Source organism: Aeromonas ichthyocola (genome assembly GCF_046087985.1).
Lineage (GTDB): Bacteria > Pseudomonadota > Gammaproteobacteria > Enterobacterales > Aeromonadaceae > Aeromonas > Aeromonas rivipollensis.
In genome coordinates this window covers 95,056-110,854 of record NZ_JBJSWH010000006.1, presented here as the reverse complement: position 1 = coordinate 110,854, position 15,799 = coordinate 95,056, and the positions used below count along the sequence as shown (strand labels likewise).

The window sequence follows — 15,799 nt, the reverse complement described above, 5'->3', positions numbered from 1 at the left end:
TCCTTGGCAATCTGTCAGGCACTATGTTAGCCATCATAAGACCTATGGTGCGCTCATCCGCCTTGGCACCGTCCAGCTCGCCGACGATGCGACCATCGGCGATGACCAGGATACGGTCAGACAGGCTCATGATCTCGTCGAGCTCCACCGACACCAGCAGCACCGCCTTGCCCTTGTCGCGCATGGCGATGATCTGCTGGTGGATGTACTCGATGGCGCCGATGTCGACGCCCCGGGTCGGCTGGCCGACCAGCAGCACATCCGGGTCCTGCTCCACTTCCCGGGCGATCACCAGCTTCTGCTGGTTGCCGCCGGAGAAGTTGGCCGTCTTGTGTTCCGGGCTCGGCGGGCGCACGTCCCACTTCTCCATCTTGGCCTGGCAATCCTGGCGGATCGCCTCCTTGTCCTGCAGCCAGCCCTTGTTGTATTGGGGGCGGCGGTGATAACCGAGGATGAAGGCCTCTTTCGCCTCGAAGCGATTGATCAGCCCCATCTTGTGCCTGTCTTCGGGAATGTGGCCGAGGCCGAAGTTGCGTACCCGCTCCGGATCGGCCGGATGGGTCAGGCTCACCTCGTGGCTCTGGGCGTCACCCGAGATGGTGAAGCTGCCCTTGCTGGGCTGAAGGATGCCGCCGAGCAGGCTGAGCAGCTCGGACTGACCGTTGCCTGAGACCCCGGCGATGCCGACCACTTCCCCGGCCCGCACCGCGAAGCTGACGGACTTGACCCGTTCCACCCCGGCGTCATCGACGTAAGAGAGGCCATCGACCTTGAGCTTGGCCTCGCCCGGCTGGGCTGTGCCCTTGTCAACCTTGAGGCGCACCTTGCGGCCCACCATCAGCTCGGCGAGCTGCTCCTTGTCGGTGTCCTTGGTGGCGACGTGAGCCACCATCTCGCCCCGGCGCATGATGGAGACCTGATCCGTGATGGCCAGGATTTCCCGCAGCTTGTGGGTGATGAGGATGATGGTCGCGCCCTGATCCCGCAGCTTTTTCAGCACCTCGAACAGGTGATCCGCCTCTTGCGGGGTCAGCACCCCGGTCGGTTCGTCGAGGATCAGGATGCGGGCGCCGCGATAGAGCGCCTTGAGGATCTCGACCCGCTGTTGCAGGCCCACCGGCAGATCCTCGATCTTCTCGTGCAGCGGCACCTCGAGACCATAGTCCCGGGCCAGCTCGCCGAGCAGTTTCTCGGCCGCCGCCAGGCTCTTGCCCAGGTGCCAGCCGTTTTCCGCGCCGAGGATGACGTTCTCCAGCACGGTGAAGTTGTTCACCAGCATAAAGTGCTGGTGCACCATGCCCACGCCTGCGGCGATCGCATCTTGTGAGCCATGGGGTTTGAAGGGGTTGCCGTCGATGAGCATCTCGCCTTTGTCGGCGTGATAGAAGCCGTAGATGATGCTCATCAGGGTCGACTTGCCGGCGCCATTTTCGCCGACTATGCCGTGAATGCTGCCTTTTTGAACCTGAAGGTCGATCTGCTTGTTGGCGTACACTTCGCCGAACCGCTTATCGATACCTCTTAATTCGATGGCATAGCGATCTGTCTGGTCCATGATGCAGTCCTTGCGGGTCATGAAGTAGAGACTAAAAACCGGCCCGTGCGGGCCGGTCTGGGTTGAGAGTCGTAGCAGAGACTCAGTACTCGCAGTATCAGTACTTGCAGGAGTTGTCGCTCATGTAGTCGTGCACCTTGATCTTGCCGGCGATGATGTCGGCCTTGATGCTTTCGACCTTGGCTTTCATCTCCGGGGTGATCAGCTTGGCGTTGTTCTCGTCCAGCGCCCAGTCAACACCGCCTTCGGCCAGACCCAGGGACTGGATACCCGGCTTCCAGCTGCCCTTGGCGGAATCATCCCAGCTCTTGTACGCGGCCAGACCGACCGACTTGACCATGGAGGTCAGCATGGTGCCCGGTTGCAGGTGGTTCTGGTTGGAATCCACGCCGATGGCCAGCTTGCCTTCGTCCTTGGCAGCCTGGTAGACACCTATGCCGGTACCGCCGGCGGCGGCATAGACAACGTCGGCGCCCTTGGCGAACTGGGACTTGGCCAGTTCGGCACCCTTGGCCGGGTCGGCGAAGGCGGCCGGGGTGGAGCCGGTCATGTTCTGATAGACGTCGATCTTCGGATTGATGTACTTGGCGCCCTGCTCATAGCCGCACTGGAACTTGCGGATCAGCGGGATGTCCATGCCGCCCACGAAGCCGACCTTGCCGGTCTTGGAGGCGATGGCCGCCAGGGCACCCACCAGGAAGGAGCCTTCATGCTCCTTGAAGATGAGGGACTGGACGTTCGGCTTGTCGACCACCATGTCGATGATGGTGAACTGGGTGTTCGGGAACTCGGTGGCAACCTTCTCTACCGCAGAACCCATGTTGAAGCCGACGGCGACTATGGGGCCGTTGCCACGGCTGGCCAGACGACGCAGGCCCTGCTCGCGCTGGGCTTCGTTCTGGGGCTCGAACTCCTTGACCTTGACGCCTTTGTCCTTGTTGTAGACTTCGACGCCGTTGCGGAACACGGCTTCGTTGAAGGACTTGTCGAATTTGCCTGCGGTGTCATAGATGACGGCGGGCTCGGAGGCTGCCTGGGCAGAAAGGGCAGCGAGGGTGAGGGCGGCCACGGTGGCCAGCTTGAGCACTTTAGTCACGATCGTATCCTTGATTGTTATGTGAGGGTCCACAACCTGTCTTGGCAGGTCATAAAGCACGCTGGCTAACTGTAAGTGAGCCAGCCTGTGGGTCAAGGGGATCATAGAGGAAAAACGTTTGCGTTAACGGTTTGAAATATAAGCAAATTGCTTTATAAGTGTTTGTTTTTAGGTTTGTTTGCAGAGTTAAATGCTGATTAATAAAAGTGCCAAACGACATTTCTGTTATTGTTCATAAGGTTACTGTAAAGCGTTTTCCTCTGACGATTCAAAGCCCCCCGGCAAGCCCGTGATCCGGCTCCAAAATCCCCACAAACCGCGCGATCAAGGATTGGCTGCAGCTGGTGAGTGGGGCCAACGCTCACAAACCCTTTCTCCATACTCTCCAGTCAACATTCCCTAACCAACAATCAGCCCCCACTTCCACCAGGTTGAGCAAGCTCACAATTCATATGCGGTTGTCGTTAGTGAAAACCATATGACCACACCCGCCGCATATGGAAAATGAAACTAACAAAAACATCAATTGGGCTTTTTCATATCAGTACGTTATGCCACCCATTCTGACTTCCCCAGCCAGGTGCCGGTGATTTTTGCATTTGTTTCAGGAAATAAAAATGAAAAAAAACGTGGCTGAGGTATGGGCGTTATCCAGCTTGCGTGCTGTCCGGTGGTGGCGACGGTGCCAGCACAGATAATGGCAATAACAGTGGCAATGGTGGAAACGCCACCAAACCTGCGTTGACAGCCACCTTTATTGATAGTGCGGTAGCAGGTCGACTATCAGTGTGGCAATTACAGCGCGTTAACCAATGAGCAAGGCCAGTTCCTCTTTAATGACGGTGACACCTGTCCTTCGCACTGGGTAACCAGCTTGGGAAACCAGGTGACCCTCAAGGCTGGCAACTCGCTGGTGACGCCATACACCCTGGCCGGTGACGACAAGGAGATCGAGCGATTCGCATTGCCGCCTTGCTGCAACGCATGGACAGCGACAGCAATCCAGAAAATGGCATCACCCTCGACAAGATGCACATTGCGCAACTGGGCAATACCATCGTTTTGAAAGCGATGACGCTTTCAACACCAGCCTGAATGAAGCGCTGAAACAGGCACAGCTCGACAAAAAGGCCGTCGATCTCTGGCCGCCGCGAGCACATATGAATGCCACGCTGGCAGCGATCAATGGCCGCTCAGTTGCAGTCGACAAGGTACTCTCCGATCTGCAGGCGCTGACCGACCTGAAAACCCTGGATGTCGAAGATAAGCTCAGGAGTACAAAGAGCACGCTGCAGGCCGAGACCACAGACACTGGCAAAACCGATCGCCAGATAGTGCTGGCCATGCTGGCCATGCTCGAAGTAACCAACGACCCTGTTGTTGCAGAACGCTTAGGCTTTACCTCTTCTGAGATGGGCGTTAATTACAGCACCAACCTGGCTAAAGTGATCGATGTCATTATCCACACCCGGGCACCGCTCCGTGGCCTTTCAAAGGTAGCAAAGGATATACCCGTGACGTAGCCCAGCTGATGGGGGCCTATGCCGATAGTATGGACAAGGTCGCCCGCCACCCTGGCCGATATCCAGGACCCGGGTTACAGCTCAACCTATGGTGATGACGAGTCTGTCACCCTCAACTTCGACGGTGCCAAGGCCCTGCGGGCCTCGGCGATGGCGATGGCATCGGCACTCAATATTGCCGCCTCCTACCAGTACGGTCCGGACAATGCCTATGCCACCCAGGAAGAAGAGGTGACCTTGCCGCGCATGCACATCAAACAGTCCTGGGGCATGCAGCCCAGCACCACTTATGAAGAGAGCGCCAACACCTTCAAGGCTCAGTTCAGTCAGCTGGATATCGAGCCGGACTACCTGGTGAATCATGCCGACTTCTTCCGTTTGACCGACGATGCCAAGTCTCGTCTGGACAAGGCCAAGACGCAGTTGAAGGATGCAGTGGCCATCGCACTGACCATCGATCAGAGCAAGTTGGACGAGTCGCTGACCCAGGAGGAGATCGATGCCAATGCCGCGACCCTGAAGCAGCTGGCCGACCATTTCTCGGGCAAGGTGGCCACTATCCAGTGGGAAGATACCGAGACCGAGTACGTCAACACTGGCATGAGTTGGGAGCCTCAGGACGTAGGGGTGAAGTACAACATCAATGTGTTGCCGTTCTTCGATGAGATGCTGGATCGCAGTGATGTGACCATCAAGGTGGCGGGCGCCTGCGCTGGTTCTGTGGGCGAGCGGGATGCCGAGTTGTCCAAGGCAATGGGTATGCCCATGTGTCTCATCTCGAGCGACGAGTTCAAGGCACTTGCCGAGAGCGATCGCGGTGCATTGGAGTACATTGGCTGGATGCAGGAACCTGATAACAGCTACACCACCATCTATGCCAAGGGTGTGAGCTATGACTGGTCAACCCGGATGACGCCGCTGGCCGGTTCGACCTTTGACAAGGTCTTCGTCTCCTGTACCGATCTGGATGGCAACAAGGTCAGCTGTGCCGATCAGCTGTAAACAATGCAAAGCGCTCCTGTTGGGAGCGCTCTTTTTGCAGATGCCGGCGGCGCAAGCTGCCGGTATGTTGGCACGCTACAAGGATTATCGGGAGCGTGTCTTCGATCGTCAGGGTCAGTTGCAATATCAATTGATCACCCGCGAATACTTGCAGCGGATGCCCAGCGGGCGTCCGTCATTGTCCAGTCTCTTTGCGTTGCGAGAAATGCAACGTGAGTCACTGCAGTTGAAACAGGGCACCTTGATGGTGGATGCCGCCATAGTGCACTTCCAGCATGGGTATTATCAGGATGGCCAGCTCATGATGGGGGGCACGGAAGTGACCTTGCCTGAAGGCCGTTTGCACGCAGCCTCCCTTCGTTTTGACCCTGTCCATCAGGTGTTGGATGCACCACGCGCCATGTTATTGAGCTTCTCCGGTGATGTGTTGGGCCAATATCGGAACTATCACCGCCCCCTTCGTTGATCCTGCCGGTTGGTCTCTGGCCGCTCAGGCCGTATAATCGCCGCCTGTATAAATAAACAGGAGTGGTGATGGACGTTTCAACCCTGCTCGACGGGCTCAACGACAAGCAAAGAGACGCGGTGGCGGCCCCTCGCAGCAATCTGCTGGTGCTGGCAGGCGCCGGCTCGGGCAAGACACGGGTGCTGGTGCACCGCATCGCCTGGCTGATGCAGGTGGAGCGTTGCTCACCCTTCTCCATCATCGCCGTGACCTTTACCAACAAGGCGGCGGCCGAGATGCGCGGCCGGGTCGAGAAGGTGATAGGGGACGGGGTGCGCGGCATGTGGATAGGCACCTTCCACGGCATCGCCCACCGCTTGCTGCGGGCCCACCATCTGGATGCGGGCCTGCCCCAGGACTTCCAGATCCTCGACTCCGACGACCAGTATCGTCTCATCCGCCGGGTGCTCAAGGCGCTCAACCTCGACGAGAAGCACTGGGCCCCCCGCGCCGTGATGGGCTACATCAACGGCAAGAAGGACGAGGGGCTGCGCCCCGGCGACATCGATCTCTACGGCGACCCCGTCACCCGCACCTATCAGCAGATCTACAAGACCTATCAGGAGACCTGCGATCGCTCCGGGCTGGTGGACTTTGCCGAACTCTTGCTGCGCGCCCACGAGCTGTGGCTGAACAAGCCCCATATCCTCGAGCACTACCGTGACCGCTTCCAGAACATACTGGTGGACGAGTTTCAGGACACCAACGGCATCCAGTACGCCTGGCTGCGGATGCTGGCAGGGGAGTCCGGCAAGGTGATGATCGTCGGTGACGATGACCAGTCCATCTACGGCTGGCGCGGCGCCAAGATAGAGAACATCCAGCGCTTCCTGACCGACTATCAGGGGGCCGAGACCATACGCCTGGAGCAGAACTACCGCTCCACCGCCAATATCCTCAAGGCCGCCAACTGCGTCATCGCCAACAACTCGGAGCGGCTCGGCAAGGAGCTGTGGACCGAGGGGGCAGAAGGGGATCCCATTTCCCTCTATGCCGCCTTCAACGAGGTGGACGAGGCGCGCTTCGTGGTCGGCCGTCTCAAGGATTGGAAGGAGAAGGGCGGCCTGCTCGCCGACTGCGCCATCCTCTATCGCTCCAACGCCCAGTCCCGAGTGCTGGAAGAGGCGCTGATGCAGGACGCCATGCCCTATCGCATCTACGGCGGCCTGCGCTTCTTCGAGCGCCAGGAAATCAAGGACGCCATGGCCTACCTGCGCCTTATCAACAACAGGGGCGACGACGCCAGCTTCGAGCGGGTGGTCAACACCCCGACCCGGGGCATAGGCGATCGCACCCTGGAGATATTGCGCAACAACGCCCGGGATCAGGGGCAAAACCTCTGGCAGTCGGCCAAGACGCTGCTCAACGACAAGGTGCTGACCGGCCGCGCCGGCAATGCGGTGCGCGGCTTTGTGGATCTCATCGATGCCCTGGAAGAGCAGGTTGGCATGCTGCCCCTGCACCAGCAGGCCGATATCGCCATCCAGAATTCCGGCCTCAAGGCGATGTATCTGGCGGAGAAGGGCGAGAAATCCCAGGCGCGGGTAGAGAACCTGGACGAACTGGTCACCGCTTGTCGCCAGTACCAGCGCCCGGACGAGCTGGAAGACATGAGCGATCTCTCCGCCTTCCTCGCCCACGCGGCGCTGGAATCCGGCGAGAATCAGGCGGACGAGTACGCCGATGCGGTGCAGCTGATGACCTTGCACAGCGCCAAGGGGCTGGAGTTCCCCCTGGTGCTGCTGGTCGGCGTGGAAGAGGGCATGTTCCCCAGCCAGCAATCCACCGAGGAGTCGGGCCGGCTGGAAGAGGAGCGCCGCCTCTGTTACGTCGGCATGACCCGCGCCATGGAGAAGCTCTACATCTGTTATGCCGAGAGCCGCCGCATCTACGGCCGCGAGATGTTCCACAAGCCGAGCCGCTTTATCCGCGAGATGCCCGCCGAGTGTCTGGAAGAGATCCGGCTGCGCACCCAGGTCAGCCGACCCACCCAGTACGGCCGCTTCAGCCAGAACGAGGTGCAGCAGAGCTTCGACGCCAGCGGCATCAAGCTCGGCCAGCGGGTGCTCCATCCGAAATTCGGGGAAGGGGTGGTACTCAACTTCGAAGGGGTCGGCCAGCAGAGCCGGGTGCAGATCCAGTTCGACGAGGTCGGCGCCAAGTGGCTCGTCACTGCTTACGCGAGATTGGAGGCGCTTTAATCCCCTCACCCTGACCCTCTCCCAACGGGAGAGGGGATCATCCCCGAGATAGTTTTTGCCTCCTTCTCCCCTTGCGGGAGAAGGGTTGGGGATGAGGGGGCGCTTGCTGATGGCACGGCTGGCGCCGTGCAGGACGCGAGGGCGTGGCCCTCGACAGGGTTTCGCCCGCCCTTCGGGCTTGGGCGAGTAACTTTTCTTTGCGTGGCCAAAGAAAAGTCACCAAAAGAAAGGCCACCCCCGCCAATCCGCTGGCTTCGCCAGTGCCCTCAGTTCAGAGCCAACGTCGGACGGGCCGCCGCAGACGGCACTTTGGCCTGCGCCATCCATGGCTTCGGCCAAAGCCCGCTTCGAACATCCCTGTTCTCGCGCCAAATCGGGGTCGAGCTGTGCTCGTCCTGACCTGATTTGGCCCCTGTCCGCTGCGGCCAAGCCATCATCCCTGATGGCGTCCCTGACGTGGCCTCTGAACCTCAGCGGATTGGAGGGGGATCAATACCGTGCCTGCCTTCGGCTTGGGTGCTCCATCCGAGATTTGAAGAAGAGATAGTGTAGGCATGAATATATTTTTTTCTTACAATATATTTGTGTAATAACAACTTGAATTTATGTTGTGTTGTCTATGGTCAATTATGTAAAATTCAGTATTGATGGGTAATGAAATTTTAATTAGTATCAGTTAAAAGGAAAGAAATGAAAATCAAAAATATCAACATAACAGACGTGGGTGGGATTTCAGGACTTTTTTTAGAAAATCTCAACTCACAAATAAATATAATTTGTGGTGAAAATGGAGTGGGCAAGACAAACATACTTGATTCAGTAGCATTTTGTTTTAGCGAGTTTGATGCTAACACCTTAAGTAAAAGGTCTGGAAGTATTAAAGGGGAAATAAAAATAGAAACTACTGAAATGTTTGAGGAAAAACCAATATCCTTTTCAATTGACGTAAATGAATTTGAGCCTACTGAATCAGATAAGTATATACGAAATCCGTTGTATCATGACCATAAGCAGCAGATGCTTTATTTGAAAACCAGTAGAGGAATCAACTACAGAAAGATTGCAGCAATTCAGTCGGATCCTGATGTAACTCATAGAACAAGAAATAATACCTCTGGGATAAACAACGGAGATATTAAAGAATGGTTACTTAATCGAATCTTACATAGTGGACATAGAAAGCATCTATCTGAAACGCAACTAAGTAATCTTGAACTTTCCAAAAAATGTTTCAGCATCCTTAATCCCGAGTATACCTATAGTCGTCTTGACACTAAAAATGAAATTTTCTTAATGACCCCTACAGGGGAAATTTATTTTGAATACCTATCCTCAGGATTCAAGTCAATAATTTATATCTTGTTGGGTTTGATCAAGGAAATAGATTATAGATTTGAAAAGAATAGAATAGCCGCTGCCGATTATGAGGGTATCATCTTAATCGATGAGATTGAACTGCATCTGCATCCTGAATGGCAGGGGAAAATCTGTACTATTCTAAAAGCAATTTTTTCTAAAGCTCAATTCTTCATTACAACACATAGCCCTCATGTTGTTCAAACTGCTGCTTATGGTGAAGTTATAGCGCTTGAGAGAAATAATAGTGGTATTGTTAGTCGAAGATCTCTTCCTGTTTCAGAGTATGGTTATCAAGGATGGACAGTTGAAGAAATTCTTGAAGATATTATGGGTATGCCAGATTTAAGAACAAGAAAATATGATGAAATAAAGCGAAGGTTTGATTGTGCGCTTGATACTGGTAATAGAGATATGGCTAGGCTGGCTTATCAGCAGTTAGATAAAATGCTTCATCCACAATATCCATTGAGACCTGTTTTCAAAATTCAGCTCGATAAGATACTGGATGGTGAGAAATGATAAAACTCGCAAAGGGTGGCAAACCAGAATACTTGACGGATGAGAAGGTGAAAGAACTAACAGAGGCTTTTAAAAAAGATAACAGTAAAACAGTCTGGAAAAATAAAGAAATAGGAGATGCACTTTTAAAAAGTAGTTCCTACAAGTGTGCATATTGTGAGTGCAAGCTACAACAAGAAGATTCATATATGCAAGTTGAGCATTTTAAAGATAAAGATTCATACCCTGATGATGTTGTCAGTTGGGATAATTTACTTCCATCATGTGGACGCTGCAACCGTAAGAAATGGACTTTGGATGTGGTAGCAAATCCAATAATAAACCCATATATCGACAATCCAAAGTCTCATTTAAGTCAACAAGCATTCAGGCTGTATGGTAAAGACGCTAAGGGGACAAGAACTATAACAGAGCTTTATCTTAATGATGACGATCGTGTTGTTTTACCTAGATTTTTAGCGTCGAATGAGATAGGGGCACAACTATCAGGTCTAGGTCATAAACCTTATGATCTAAATAAAATAAGGAATGGGATTACTCGGCTATTACAATCCTGTCAAGTTAACCACCCTTATTCCGCATTTATTGCATACGCCTTGCATTCGAATAAAGATTATACAATATTAAAAGACTTGTTACTTAATGCAAAGTTTTGGGATGAGGATTTGAATGAGTTACATCAAAAATCAATTGCTATAGCTCTTGACCCACGTTAAGTATCTCTGGGAGAAAATTGGGATACTGCTGGGACACTCACCTTTATGACAGAGGCGTAGCTGTTGAGACTACGCCCTGTTTGCTTAGCTAAGCTGGCTGATTACTTGACCAACTTGCTCTCCATCACCCCTTGCTTATCCTCCTCTTCACTGACCTGACTCAGCTTGGAGCTGGCCATCAGTAGATCCATTTCGACCTCATGCCAAACGCAGCAGTTTTTGCCCGCCTCGGCACTAAGAGTCTGGGTGGCATCGTTCTTTGACCTGTAAGAGATGCGGCTGCCCGGTGCACTCTGTTTTGGTTGGAAGAAAGGCAAATAAAGGTTCGCATGAGGCTTTGCTGCCGGGCAACCACTCAAACCGCCACCGATGTGACGGGATTCAATATTCCGACAATTAAACGGCATGGGGCAGATCCGTAGGTTATCGGTGTGCCCGACAGGCGGGTCCCAAGCTCCCGCTTGTCAGAGTCACCTCAGCTGAAACGCCTTGACGATAAATTCGATAATGAGCCGCACGTTGCGGGACTGCTCCTTGTGGAAGGGGTAGACGGCGAACAGGGCGTGGGGGTCGGGTTGCCAGTCGGGGATGAGTTTAACCAGGGTGCCGTCTGCCAGTTCGCTAGACACAAACTCTTTGGGCACCAGGATGACCCCAAGCCCTTGCACCGCCGCCTGTTTCAGGGCTATGCCGTTGTTGGCGCAGAAGCTGGCGGGCTTCAACTCCACCGCCACGCTCTCCGCGTCCCGGGTAAAGAACCACTTGTTGGGGGAGGATGAGAGGCTGTAGAGCAGGCAGTTGTGGCTCTTGAGATCCTCAGGGTGGGCGAGCTGGCCTGCCTCCTCGAGGTAGTCGGGGGCGGCGCAGAGCACCCGCCGCACCTCGCACAGGGGTTTGGCGCGCAGGGTGGAGTCCTCCAGGGTGCCGGCCCCCCGGATCACCAGATCCAGCCCCTGATCCACCAGATCCATATAGGCGTCGCTCAGGATCACCTCGATGCTGATTTCCGGGTAGCGGCGCTGGAACTCGCAGACAAGGGGGTTGAGGCGGATCAGCCCGTAGGACATGGGCATGCCGATCCTCAGCCTGCCCCTGGGGGTGAAGGAGGCGGCCATGATGGATTGGTCGGCGGCGTCCAGGCTGTCCAGCACGGCGCATATCTGGCCGTAGTAGGCCATGCCGGATTCGGTGACGCTCATCCGCCGGGTGGTGCGGTTGATGAGGGCGATGCCGAGAAAGGCTTCCAGCTCGTTGATGTTCTTGCTGACCGCCGCCTGAGAGAGGCGCAGGTCGTCCGCCGCCGCCCTGAAGGTGCCCATCTCCACCACCCGGCGAAAGACGTTCAGCGCCGTGATCTTGTTCATCCTGCCCCCGTTAATTCACTACTGGTAAATGATGGCGCCATCATTGCGCACTTTTATCACAATAGTGCGGATCCCGGGGCTGTCCATCCCCCATCCCCGGCCATCAGCCGCCAGACGCAGAGCGGCCCGTGGGAATACCGGCCCGGATAATGGCCTTCCGGGGGAGTGGCGGGCCCGGCAGACACGCAGACGGGGGACTGGGAATGGCCCTTCGCACCCCGGCCCCGTGACGACAGGCATAAAGCAGGCGGCAGGGCCCGGGCCCCGCCGCCAGATGGCTCGAACCGGCTTACTGCGCCTTGCCCGGCGCGGGGGGCAGGCTGATGCCGACATCGGCCCAGGGGTTGGTGCCGAGCAACTGGGCGTGGGGCACATCGGCCTGGTAGCGCATGGTGAATGCCTTAGGGCCATGGGCGAAGGCCACCAGCAGCCCCTGTTTGGCGTCCATCAGCCCGGCGTGCATGCCCAGCCCGTGATAGCTGATCCGCACGGCCTTGTCTTCAAGGCCCACCTTGTCGATCTGGAAGCGGGCTATGCTGCCGTCTTCGAGGGTAAAGCCCCAGCGGAAGGGGCCGCCGCTGACCACTGTCATCACCTCGTCGATGTCGGTCCCGTCTTCTGCGGAGTTGACGTGCATGCGGCCGTATTTCCCCAGCACGGCGCTGCGGGTGCGATCGTCCAGCGCCATCAGGTCATAGACCTTGGGGTAGGGGCCGACGCCGGTCTCTTCGGTCGCCACCCCCCCTCCTTTCACCGCAGGCTCGCGCCCTGCGAGCCTGGCCTGCTCCAGCAGCTCCCCCTGACTCAGGTTGAAGGCCGCAATCAGGGCGCCGTGCTCCGCACGGGTCAAAGCGCGGCGGTGGGAGGCCTCGAGCAGCGGCCTGGCCCCGTCGGGAATCTCGACGGTGACCACGTTGACCCCTATGGGGTTGAGCACTCCGTTGACCGCCTCGATCCCGCTGACGGCGGGGTGGCCATCGCTGAACTGCACCGAGACAAGGTCACCGGCGAAGGTGTTGAAAGACATGGCAGAGGCGATGGCGCCAGCCAGGAAAGGGATATGGGGGAAATTCATAACAGACTCCTCGTTCAGGTTCGAGAAGCAGTCTAGGGCGGTGAAGTGTTCACTGAAATGGCACTCAACTGATATCAAAATTCACTGCTGGTAATGAATCGAAGAGGAGAGGGGCCTGCCGGTCGATCCCGCCTGGCTTGGAAAAGATCCATATATCTCCCCCGTCTGTGTGTTTGCGTACAGACCGGGCCTGTGGACGGGTCGCACTATCAGATGGGTCGTTTATGTCGCCCAGATGCAACCTTTAGGAGAAAGCCATGACCATTGGAACCGTTCTGCTGATCGTGCTTGTCCTGCTACTGATCGGCGCCATTCCCCGCTGGCCGCACAGCCAGGGTTGGGGTTACGCGCCAAGCGGCGTTATCGGACTGGTACTGACAGTACTGCTCATCCTGGTCTTGCTCGGCAAGATCTAGCCAAGTTCACTTCGGAGAAATCAACAGATGCCACACAGCAACCTAACCCTCGTCGCCATCTCGCTGCTCTGCACCCTGGGGCTGAGCGGATGCGACAAACCGGGGTCGGCGGAACAGGCCGGCAAGAGCATAGATGATGCGGCCAGCGAGACTGGCAAGAAGGTCGATGCCACCCTCGACAAGTATGAAGACAAGGTGAGCCAGCAAGGTGCCGAGAGCGCCCAGGCCTGGGCAGACACCGAAGTCACCACCAAGGTGAAGACCAAGCTCTTCGGCGAGCCCGGCCTGAGATCACTGCAGATCAGCGTCGATACCGTCGGCGGTGTCGTCACCCTGACCGGGACGGCCGATTCGCAAGCCAACAGCGACAAGGCCAGCGCGATCGCGATGGCGGTGGATGGCGTCGAGAATGTCGTCAATCAGCTGACCCTCACCGCGACCCAATAGGGTCGTTTGCTCAAGGAGCACAAGATGGAAATGCACCAAGCCTACCGGGAAAGAATGAGCGCCCAGCTCAAGGAGTGGGGCTGCCAGATCAATTTGCTGGAAGCCAGGCTGGAGACCCTCTCTGCCGACATGAGGGTCAAGGGGAGCAAGGAGCTTCAGGCCCTGCGTGCCAGGCAGCATGCCGCCTCCGACAGCATGGAGGTGCTCGGCAGGGAGAGCGGCGAGTCCTGGGAGCAGGTCAAGCTGACCGCCGACCAGATGTGGCACGATCTGAAAAGCGGTCTGGCGGAGGCCCAGTCGAAATTCAAGTGAGCGGGGATCCCCCTGGGGATGCTGGGTGTCCCAAGATGAAAAAAGTCGGCGAACGCCCGGGCCGGGAGTTCGCCGCCCGGGCAGCCAGCATGATGATGTTCACCCGCCGGCGAGATCAGTCCCCCTGAACCACTCGCCTGCATTCACGCCGCCTTTCCCCGTGTCGCTGCTGACCCTGGAATGCCAATGCCCATCCCTCCTTTCATCTCGTCAACCGCCATCACACAGAGCGCTGTGATCCAATCGTTCGGGACAGTCATATCACTCTGGCCACTTACCAAATGGAGATTGATCAAATGAAATGGTTTCAGCGTTGTGCAGCCATTGCCATGGGATTAACCCTGGCAGCCTGTGGGGGGAGTGATAATGACAGCAGCCCGCCCAATGCCACCATCAGGATCAGCCATCTGGCCCCTGATGCCCCCAAGGTTGATGTAAGGGTCGATGGTGCGGCTTTCCTGACGGCCGTTGACTACGGCAGCAGCAGCGGACTCAAGCCGGTTGCCGCTGGCAGTCATGAAGTCGCGGTCGACGGCATCTTGCCAGGGGGGACGACGACGACTGTCATAGGCCCTGTGTCTCTCGAGCTGAAACCCGACACTCAGTATGACGTGCTGGCCGTCGGCAAACTGGCTGGCAGCGGTGATACCGCCTTTGGTCCCCTGGTGATTGAGCGGCCGAACCAGGCGCCAACCGGCGGTGATATTCGTGTGCAGGTGCTGCATGCCGCACCGGGTGCACCGGCGGTCGACATCCATGTCACCGCGCCGGGGGCCGCCCTGAGCAGCCCGACGCTGGCCAATATTCCGTTCAAGACCTACAGCGATCCCCTCACCCTGCCGGCAGGCGAATACCAGATCAGGCTGACCTTGCCGGGGACAGTGGATGTGGTTTATGACTCTGGCCCGCAGACGCTCAACGCCGGGGCTGACCTGCTGATCGCGGCAATAGACAATCTGGGGGCGGGGCCAAGTCCGGTGCAGTTGCTCGCCATCGGCGATGCTGGCGCAACCCCCATCCTGTCTGTCGATGAAGAGGCTCAGTTGAGGGTGGTCCATGCGGTTGCCGATGCCCCTGCCGTCGACATCTGGGTGAATGGCGTTGCCCCGACAGCGGCCCCGCTGCAAGGATTGGCCTTCAAGGGGAACACCGGGTATCTGGGGCTGGCCGCCGCCGATTATGACTTTGTGGTCACGCCAACCGGAGCCGCCACCCCTGAGGTGATCAGTGCCAGCGACGTGCCGCTCAAGGCGGGGGTTCGTTACTCCCTGTTTGCCGTGGGCCAGTTGCTGGATCCCTCGGGTGAAACCATAGAGCCCTTGCTGCTGATGGACACCGGTCGCTCGGTGGCTACCGAGGCCCAACTGCGGGTGCTCCATGCCGCCCCCACGGCGCCGGCAGTCGACATCTATCTGACTGCGGGCACTGACATCAGTGGCGCGTCACCGGCACTCAAGGCCGTGCCCTTCAAGGCAGACAGCGGCTATCTTGCCATTGCCGCCGGTGATTACCAGGTCACCGTCACGGCCTCGGGTGACAAGACCCCTGTCATAGGTCCCCTGCCGGTCACCTTGGCCAATGGCCAGGTGCTGACAGCCGCGGCCCTGTCTGACAGTGTCGGTGGCGTGGATCCTGAGCTGCTGATCCTGGACGACATCAGCAGCAAAAAATGACCCTCTGCTAGTCAACCGACTCGCAATCTGACCCAA

Annotated in this window: 14 protein-coding genes and 1 pseudogene; 11 read left to right on the top strand and 4 right to left on the bottom strand. The window is 57.0% G+C overall.

The annotated features are described in order from the left end of the window. Positions 1–7: 7 nt before the first annotated feature. Together ACF2JD_RS17690 and ACF2JD_RS17685 are read right to left on the bottom strand one after the other, a co-directional pair. Positions 8–1,555 (bottom strand): annotated as a pseudogene (locus ACF2JD_RS17690) (ABC transporter ATP-binding protein); the annotation flags it as partial. Between the two features lie 97 nt (positions 1,556–1,652). Beyond that, positions 1,653–2,651 (bottom strand): BMP family lipoprotein, encoded by a 999-nt coding sequence (locus ACF2JD_RS17685; RefSeq protein ID WP_042648471.1) that lies wholly within the window; start codon positions 2,649–2,651, stop codon positions 1,653–1,655. A gap of 972 nt (positions 2,652–3,623) precedes the next feature. Between ACF2JD_RS17685 and ACF2JD_RS17680 the strand changes: the two genes are divergently transcribed. From ACF2JD_RS17680 to ACF2JD_RS17650, 7 genes are all read left to right on the top strand, one after another. Then, positions 3,624–3,746 (top strand): hypothetical protein, encoded by a 123-nt coding sequence (locus ACF2JD_RS17680; protein WP_440987881.1) that lies wholly within the window; start codon positions 3,624–3,626, stop codon positions 3,744–3,746. 65 nt (positions 3,747–3,811) lie between these two features. Beyond that, positions 3,812–4,174 (top strand): hypothetical protein, encoded by a 363-nt coding sequence (locus ACF2JD_RS17675; protein WP_440987880.1) that lies wholly within the window; start codon positions 3,812–3,814, stop codon positions 4,172–4,174. An 18-nt stretch (positions 4,175–4,192) separates the two neighbouring features. Then, positions 4,193–5,176: a hypothetical protein gene (locus tag ACF2JD_RS17670; protein ID WP_440987879.1), complete on the top strand. Its 984-nt coding sequence runs from the start codon at positions 4,193–4,195 to the stop codon at positions 5,174–5,176. A 19-nt stretch (positions 5,177–5,195) separates the two neighbouring features. Beyond that, a complete protein-coding gene (locus tag ACF2JD_RS17665) occupies positions 5,196–5,642 on the top strand; it encodes a hypothetical protein (RefSeq protein WP_111913271.1) in 447 nt (148 codons plus the stop codon). 68 nt (positions 5,643–5,710) lie between these two features. Continuing rightward, positions 5,711–7,882, top strand: coding sequence for a DNA helicase II (gene uvrD, locus ACF2JD_RS17660; protein WP_440987878.1), 2,172 nt, complete (start codon positions 5,711–5,713; stop codon positions 7,880–7,882). 690 nt (positions 7,883–8,572) lie between these two features. Beyond that, positions 8,573–9,760 carry an AAA family ATPase gene (locus tag ACF2JD_RS17655; protein WP_440987877.1) on the top strand — a complete coding sequence of 396 codons (1,188 nt, stop codon included), beginning with the start codon at positions 8,573–8,575 and terminating at the stop codon, positions 9,758–9,760. Beyond that, positions 9,757–10,476: an HNH endonuclease gene (locus ACF2JD_RS17650; RefSeq protein ID WP_440987876.1), complete on the top strand. Its 720-nt coding sequence runs from the start codon at positions 9,757–9,759 to the stop codon at positions 10,474–10,476. Before ACF2JD_RS17655 ends, ACF2JD_RS17650 begins: the two co-directional genes overlap by 4 nt. A gap of 470 nt (positions 10,477–10,946) precedes the next feature. On the opposite strand, the gene ACF2JD_RS17645 is transcribed toward ACF2JD_RS17650, so the two are convergent. Both ACF2JD_RS17645 and ACF2JD_RS17640 read right to left on the bottom strand, forming a co-directional pair. Next, the gene (locus ACF2JD_RS17645; RefSeq protein ID WP_440987875.1) at positions 10,947–11,840 is read right to left on the bottom strand and encodes a LysR substrate-binding domain-containing protein; all 894 of its coding nucleotides are present in this window, start codon (positions 11,838–11,840) and stop codon (positions 10,947–10,949) included. A gap of 289 nt (positions 11,841–12,129) precedes the next feature. Beyond that, positions 12,130–12,915 carry a hypothetical protein gene (locus ACF2JD_RS17640; protein ID WP_440987874.1) on the bottom strand — a complete coding sequence of 262 codons (786 nt, stop codon included), beginning with the start codon at positions 12,913–12,915 and terminating at the stop codon, positions 12,130–12,132. Positions 12,916–13,172: 257 nt separating this feature from the next. On the opposite strand from ACF2JD_RS17640, the gene ACF2JD_RS17635 reads away from it, so the two are divergent. The 4 genes from ACF2JD_RS17635 (at position 13,173) to ACF2JD_RS17620 (ending at position 15,763) form a co-directional block, all read left to right on the top strand. Next, complete coding sequence (locus ACF2JD_RS17635) at positions 13,173–13,331, top strand: DUF3309 family protein (RefSeq protein ID WP_106885292.1); 159 nt, start codon at positions 13,173–13,175, stop codon at positions 13,329–13,331. 27 nt (positions 13,332–13,358) lie between these two features. After that, entirely contained in the window at positions 13,359–13,778 is a 420-nt protein-coding gene (locus tag ACF2JD_RS17630) for a BON domain-containing protein (RefSeq protein WP_106885291.1), read from the top strand. Between the two features lie 24 nt (positions 13,779–13,802). After that, a complete protein-coding gene (locus ACF2JD_RS17625) occupies positions 13,803–14,090 on the top strand; it encodes a sll1863 family stress response protein (protein ID WP_111911690.1) in 288 nt (95 codons plus the stop codon). A 329-nt stretch (positions 14,091–14,419) separates the two neighbouring features. After that, positions 14,420–15,763 (top strand): DUF4397 domain-containing protein, encoded by a 1,344-nt coding sequence (locus tag ACF2JD_RS17620; protein ID WP_440987873.1) that lies wholly within the window; start codon positions 14,420–14,422, stop codon positions 15,761–15,763. Positions 15,764–15,799: the final 36 nt, after the last annotated feature.

What these genes read in the sequence shown, in the direction of transcription:
- ACF2JD_RS17675 (WP_440987880.1), top strand. Translation starts at nt 3,812, where the DNA reads ATGAATGCCACGCTGGCAGCGATCAATGGCCGCTCAGTTGCAGTCGAC.
- ACF2JD_RS17670 (WP_440987879.1), top strand. Translation starts at nt 4,193, where the DNA reads ATGCCGATAGTATGGACAAGGTCGCCCGCCACCCTGGCCGATATCCAG.
- uvrD (WP_440987878.1), top strand. Translation starts at nt 5,711, where the DNA reads ATGGACGTTTCAACCCTGCTCGACGGGCTCAACGACAAGCAAAGAGAC.
- ACF2JD_RS17655 (WP_440987877.1), top strand. Translation starts at nt 8,573, where the DNA reads ATGAAAATCAAAAATATCAACATAACAGACGTGGGTGGGATTTCAGGA.
- ACF2JD_RS17650 (WP_440987876.1), top strand. Translation starts at nt 9,757, where the DNA reads ATGATAAAACTCGCAAAGGGTGGCAAACCAGAATACTTGACGGATGAG.
- ACF2JD_RS17645 (WP_440987875.1), bottom strand. Translation starts at nt 11,840, where the DNA reads ATGAACAAGATCACGGCGCTGAACGTCTTTCGCCGGGTGGTGGAGATG.
- ACF2JD_RS17640 (WP_440987874.1), bottom strand. Translation starts at nt 12,915, where the DNA reads ATGAATTTCCCCCATATCCCTTTCCTGGCTGGCGCCATCGCCTCTGCC.
- ACF2JD_RS17635 (WP_106885292.1), top strand. Translation starts at nt 13,173, where the DNA reads ATGACCATTGGAACCGTTCTGCTGATCGTGCTTGTCCTGCTACTGATC.
- ACF2JD_RS17630 (WP_106885291.1), top strand. Translation starts at nt 13,359, where the DNA reads ATGCCACACAGCAACCTAACCCTCGTCGCCATCTCGCTGCTCTGCACC.
- ACF2JD_RS17625 (WP_111911690.1), top strand. Translation starts at nt 13,803, where the DNA reads ATGGAAATGCACCAAGCCTACCGGGAAAGAATGAGCGCCCAGCTCAAG.
- ACF2JD_RS17620 (WP_440987873.1), top strand. Translation starts at nt 14,420, where the DNA reads ATGGGATTAACCCTGGCAGCCTGTGGGGGGAGTGATAATGACAGCAGC.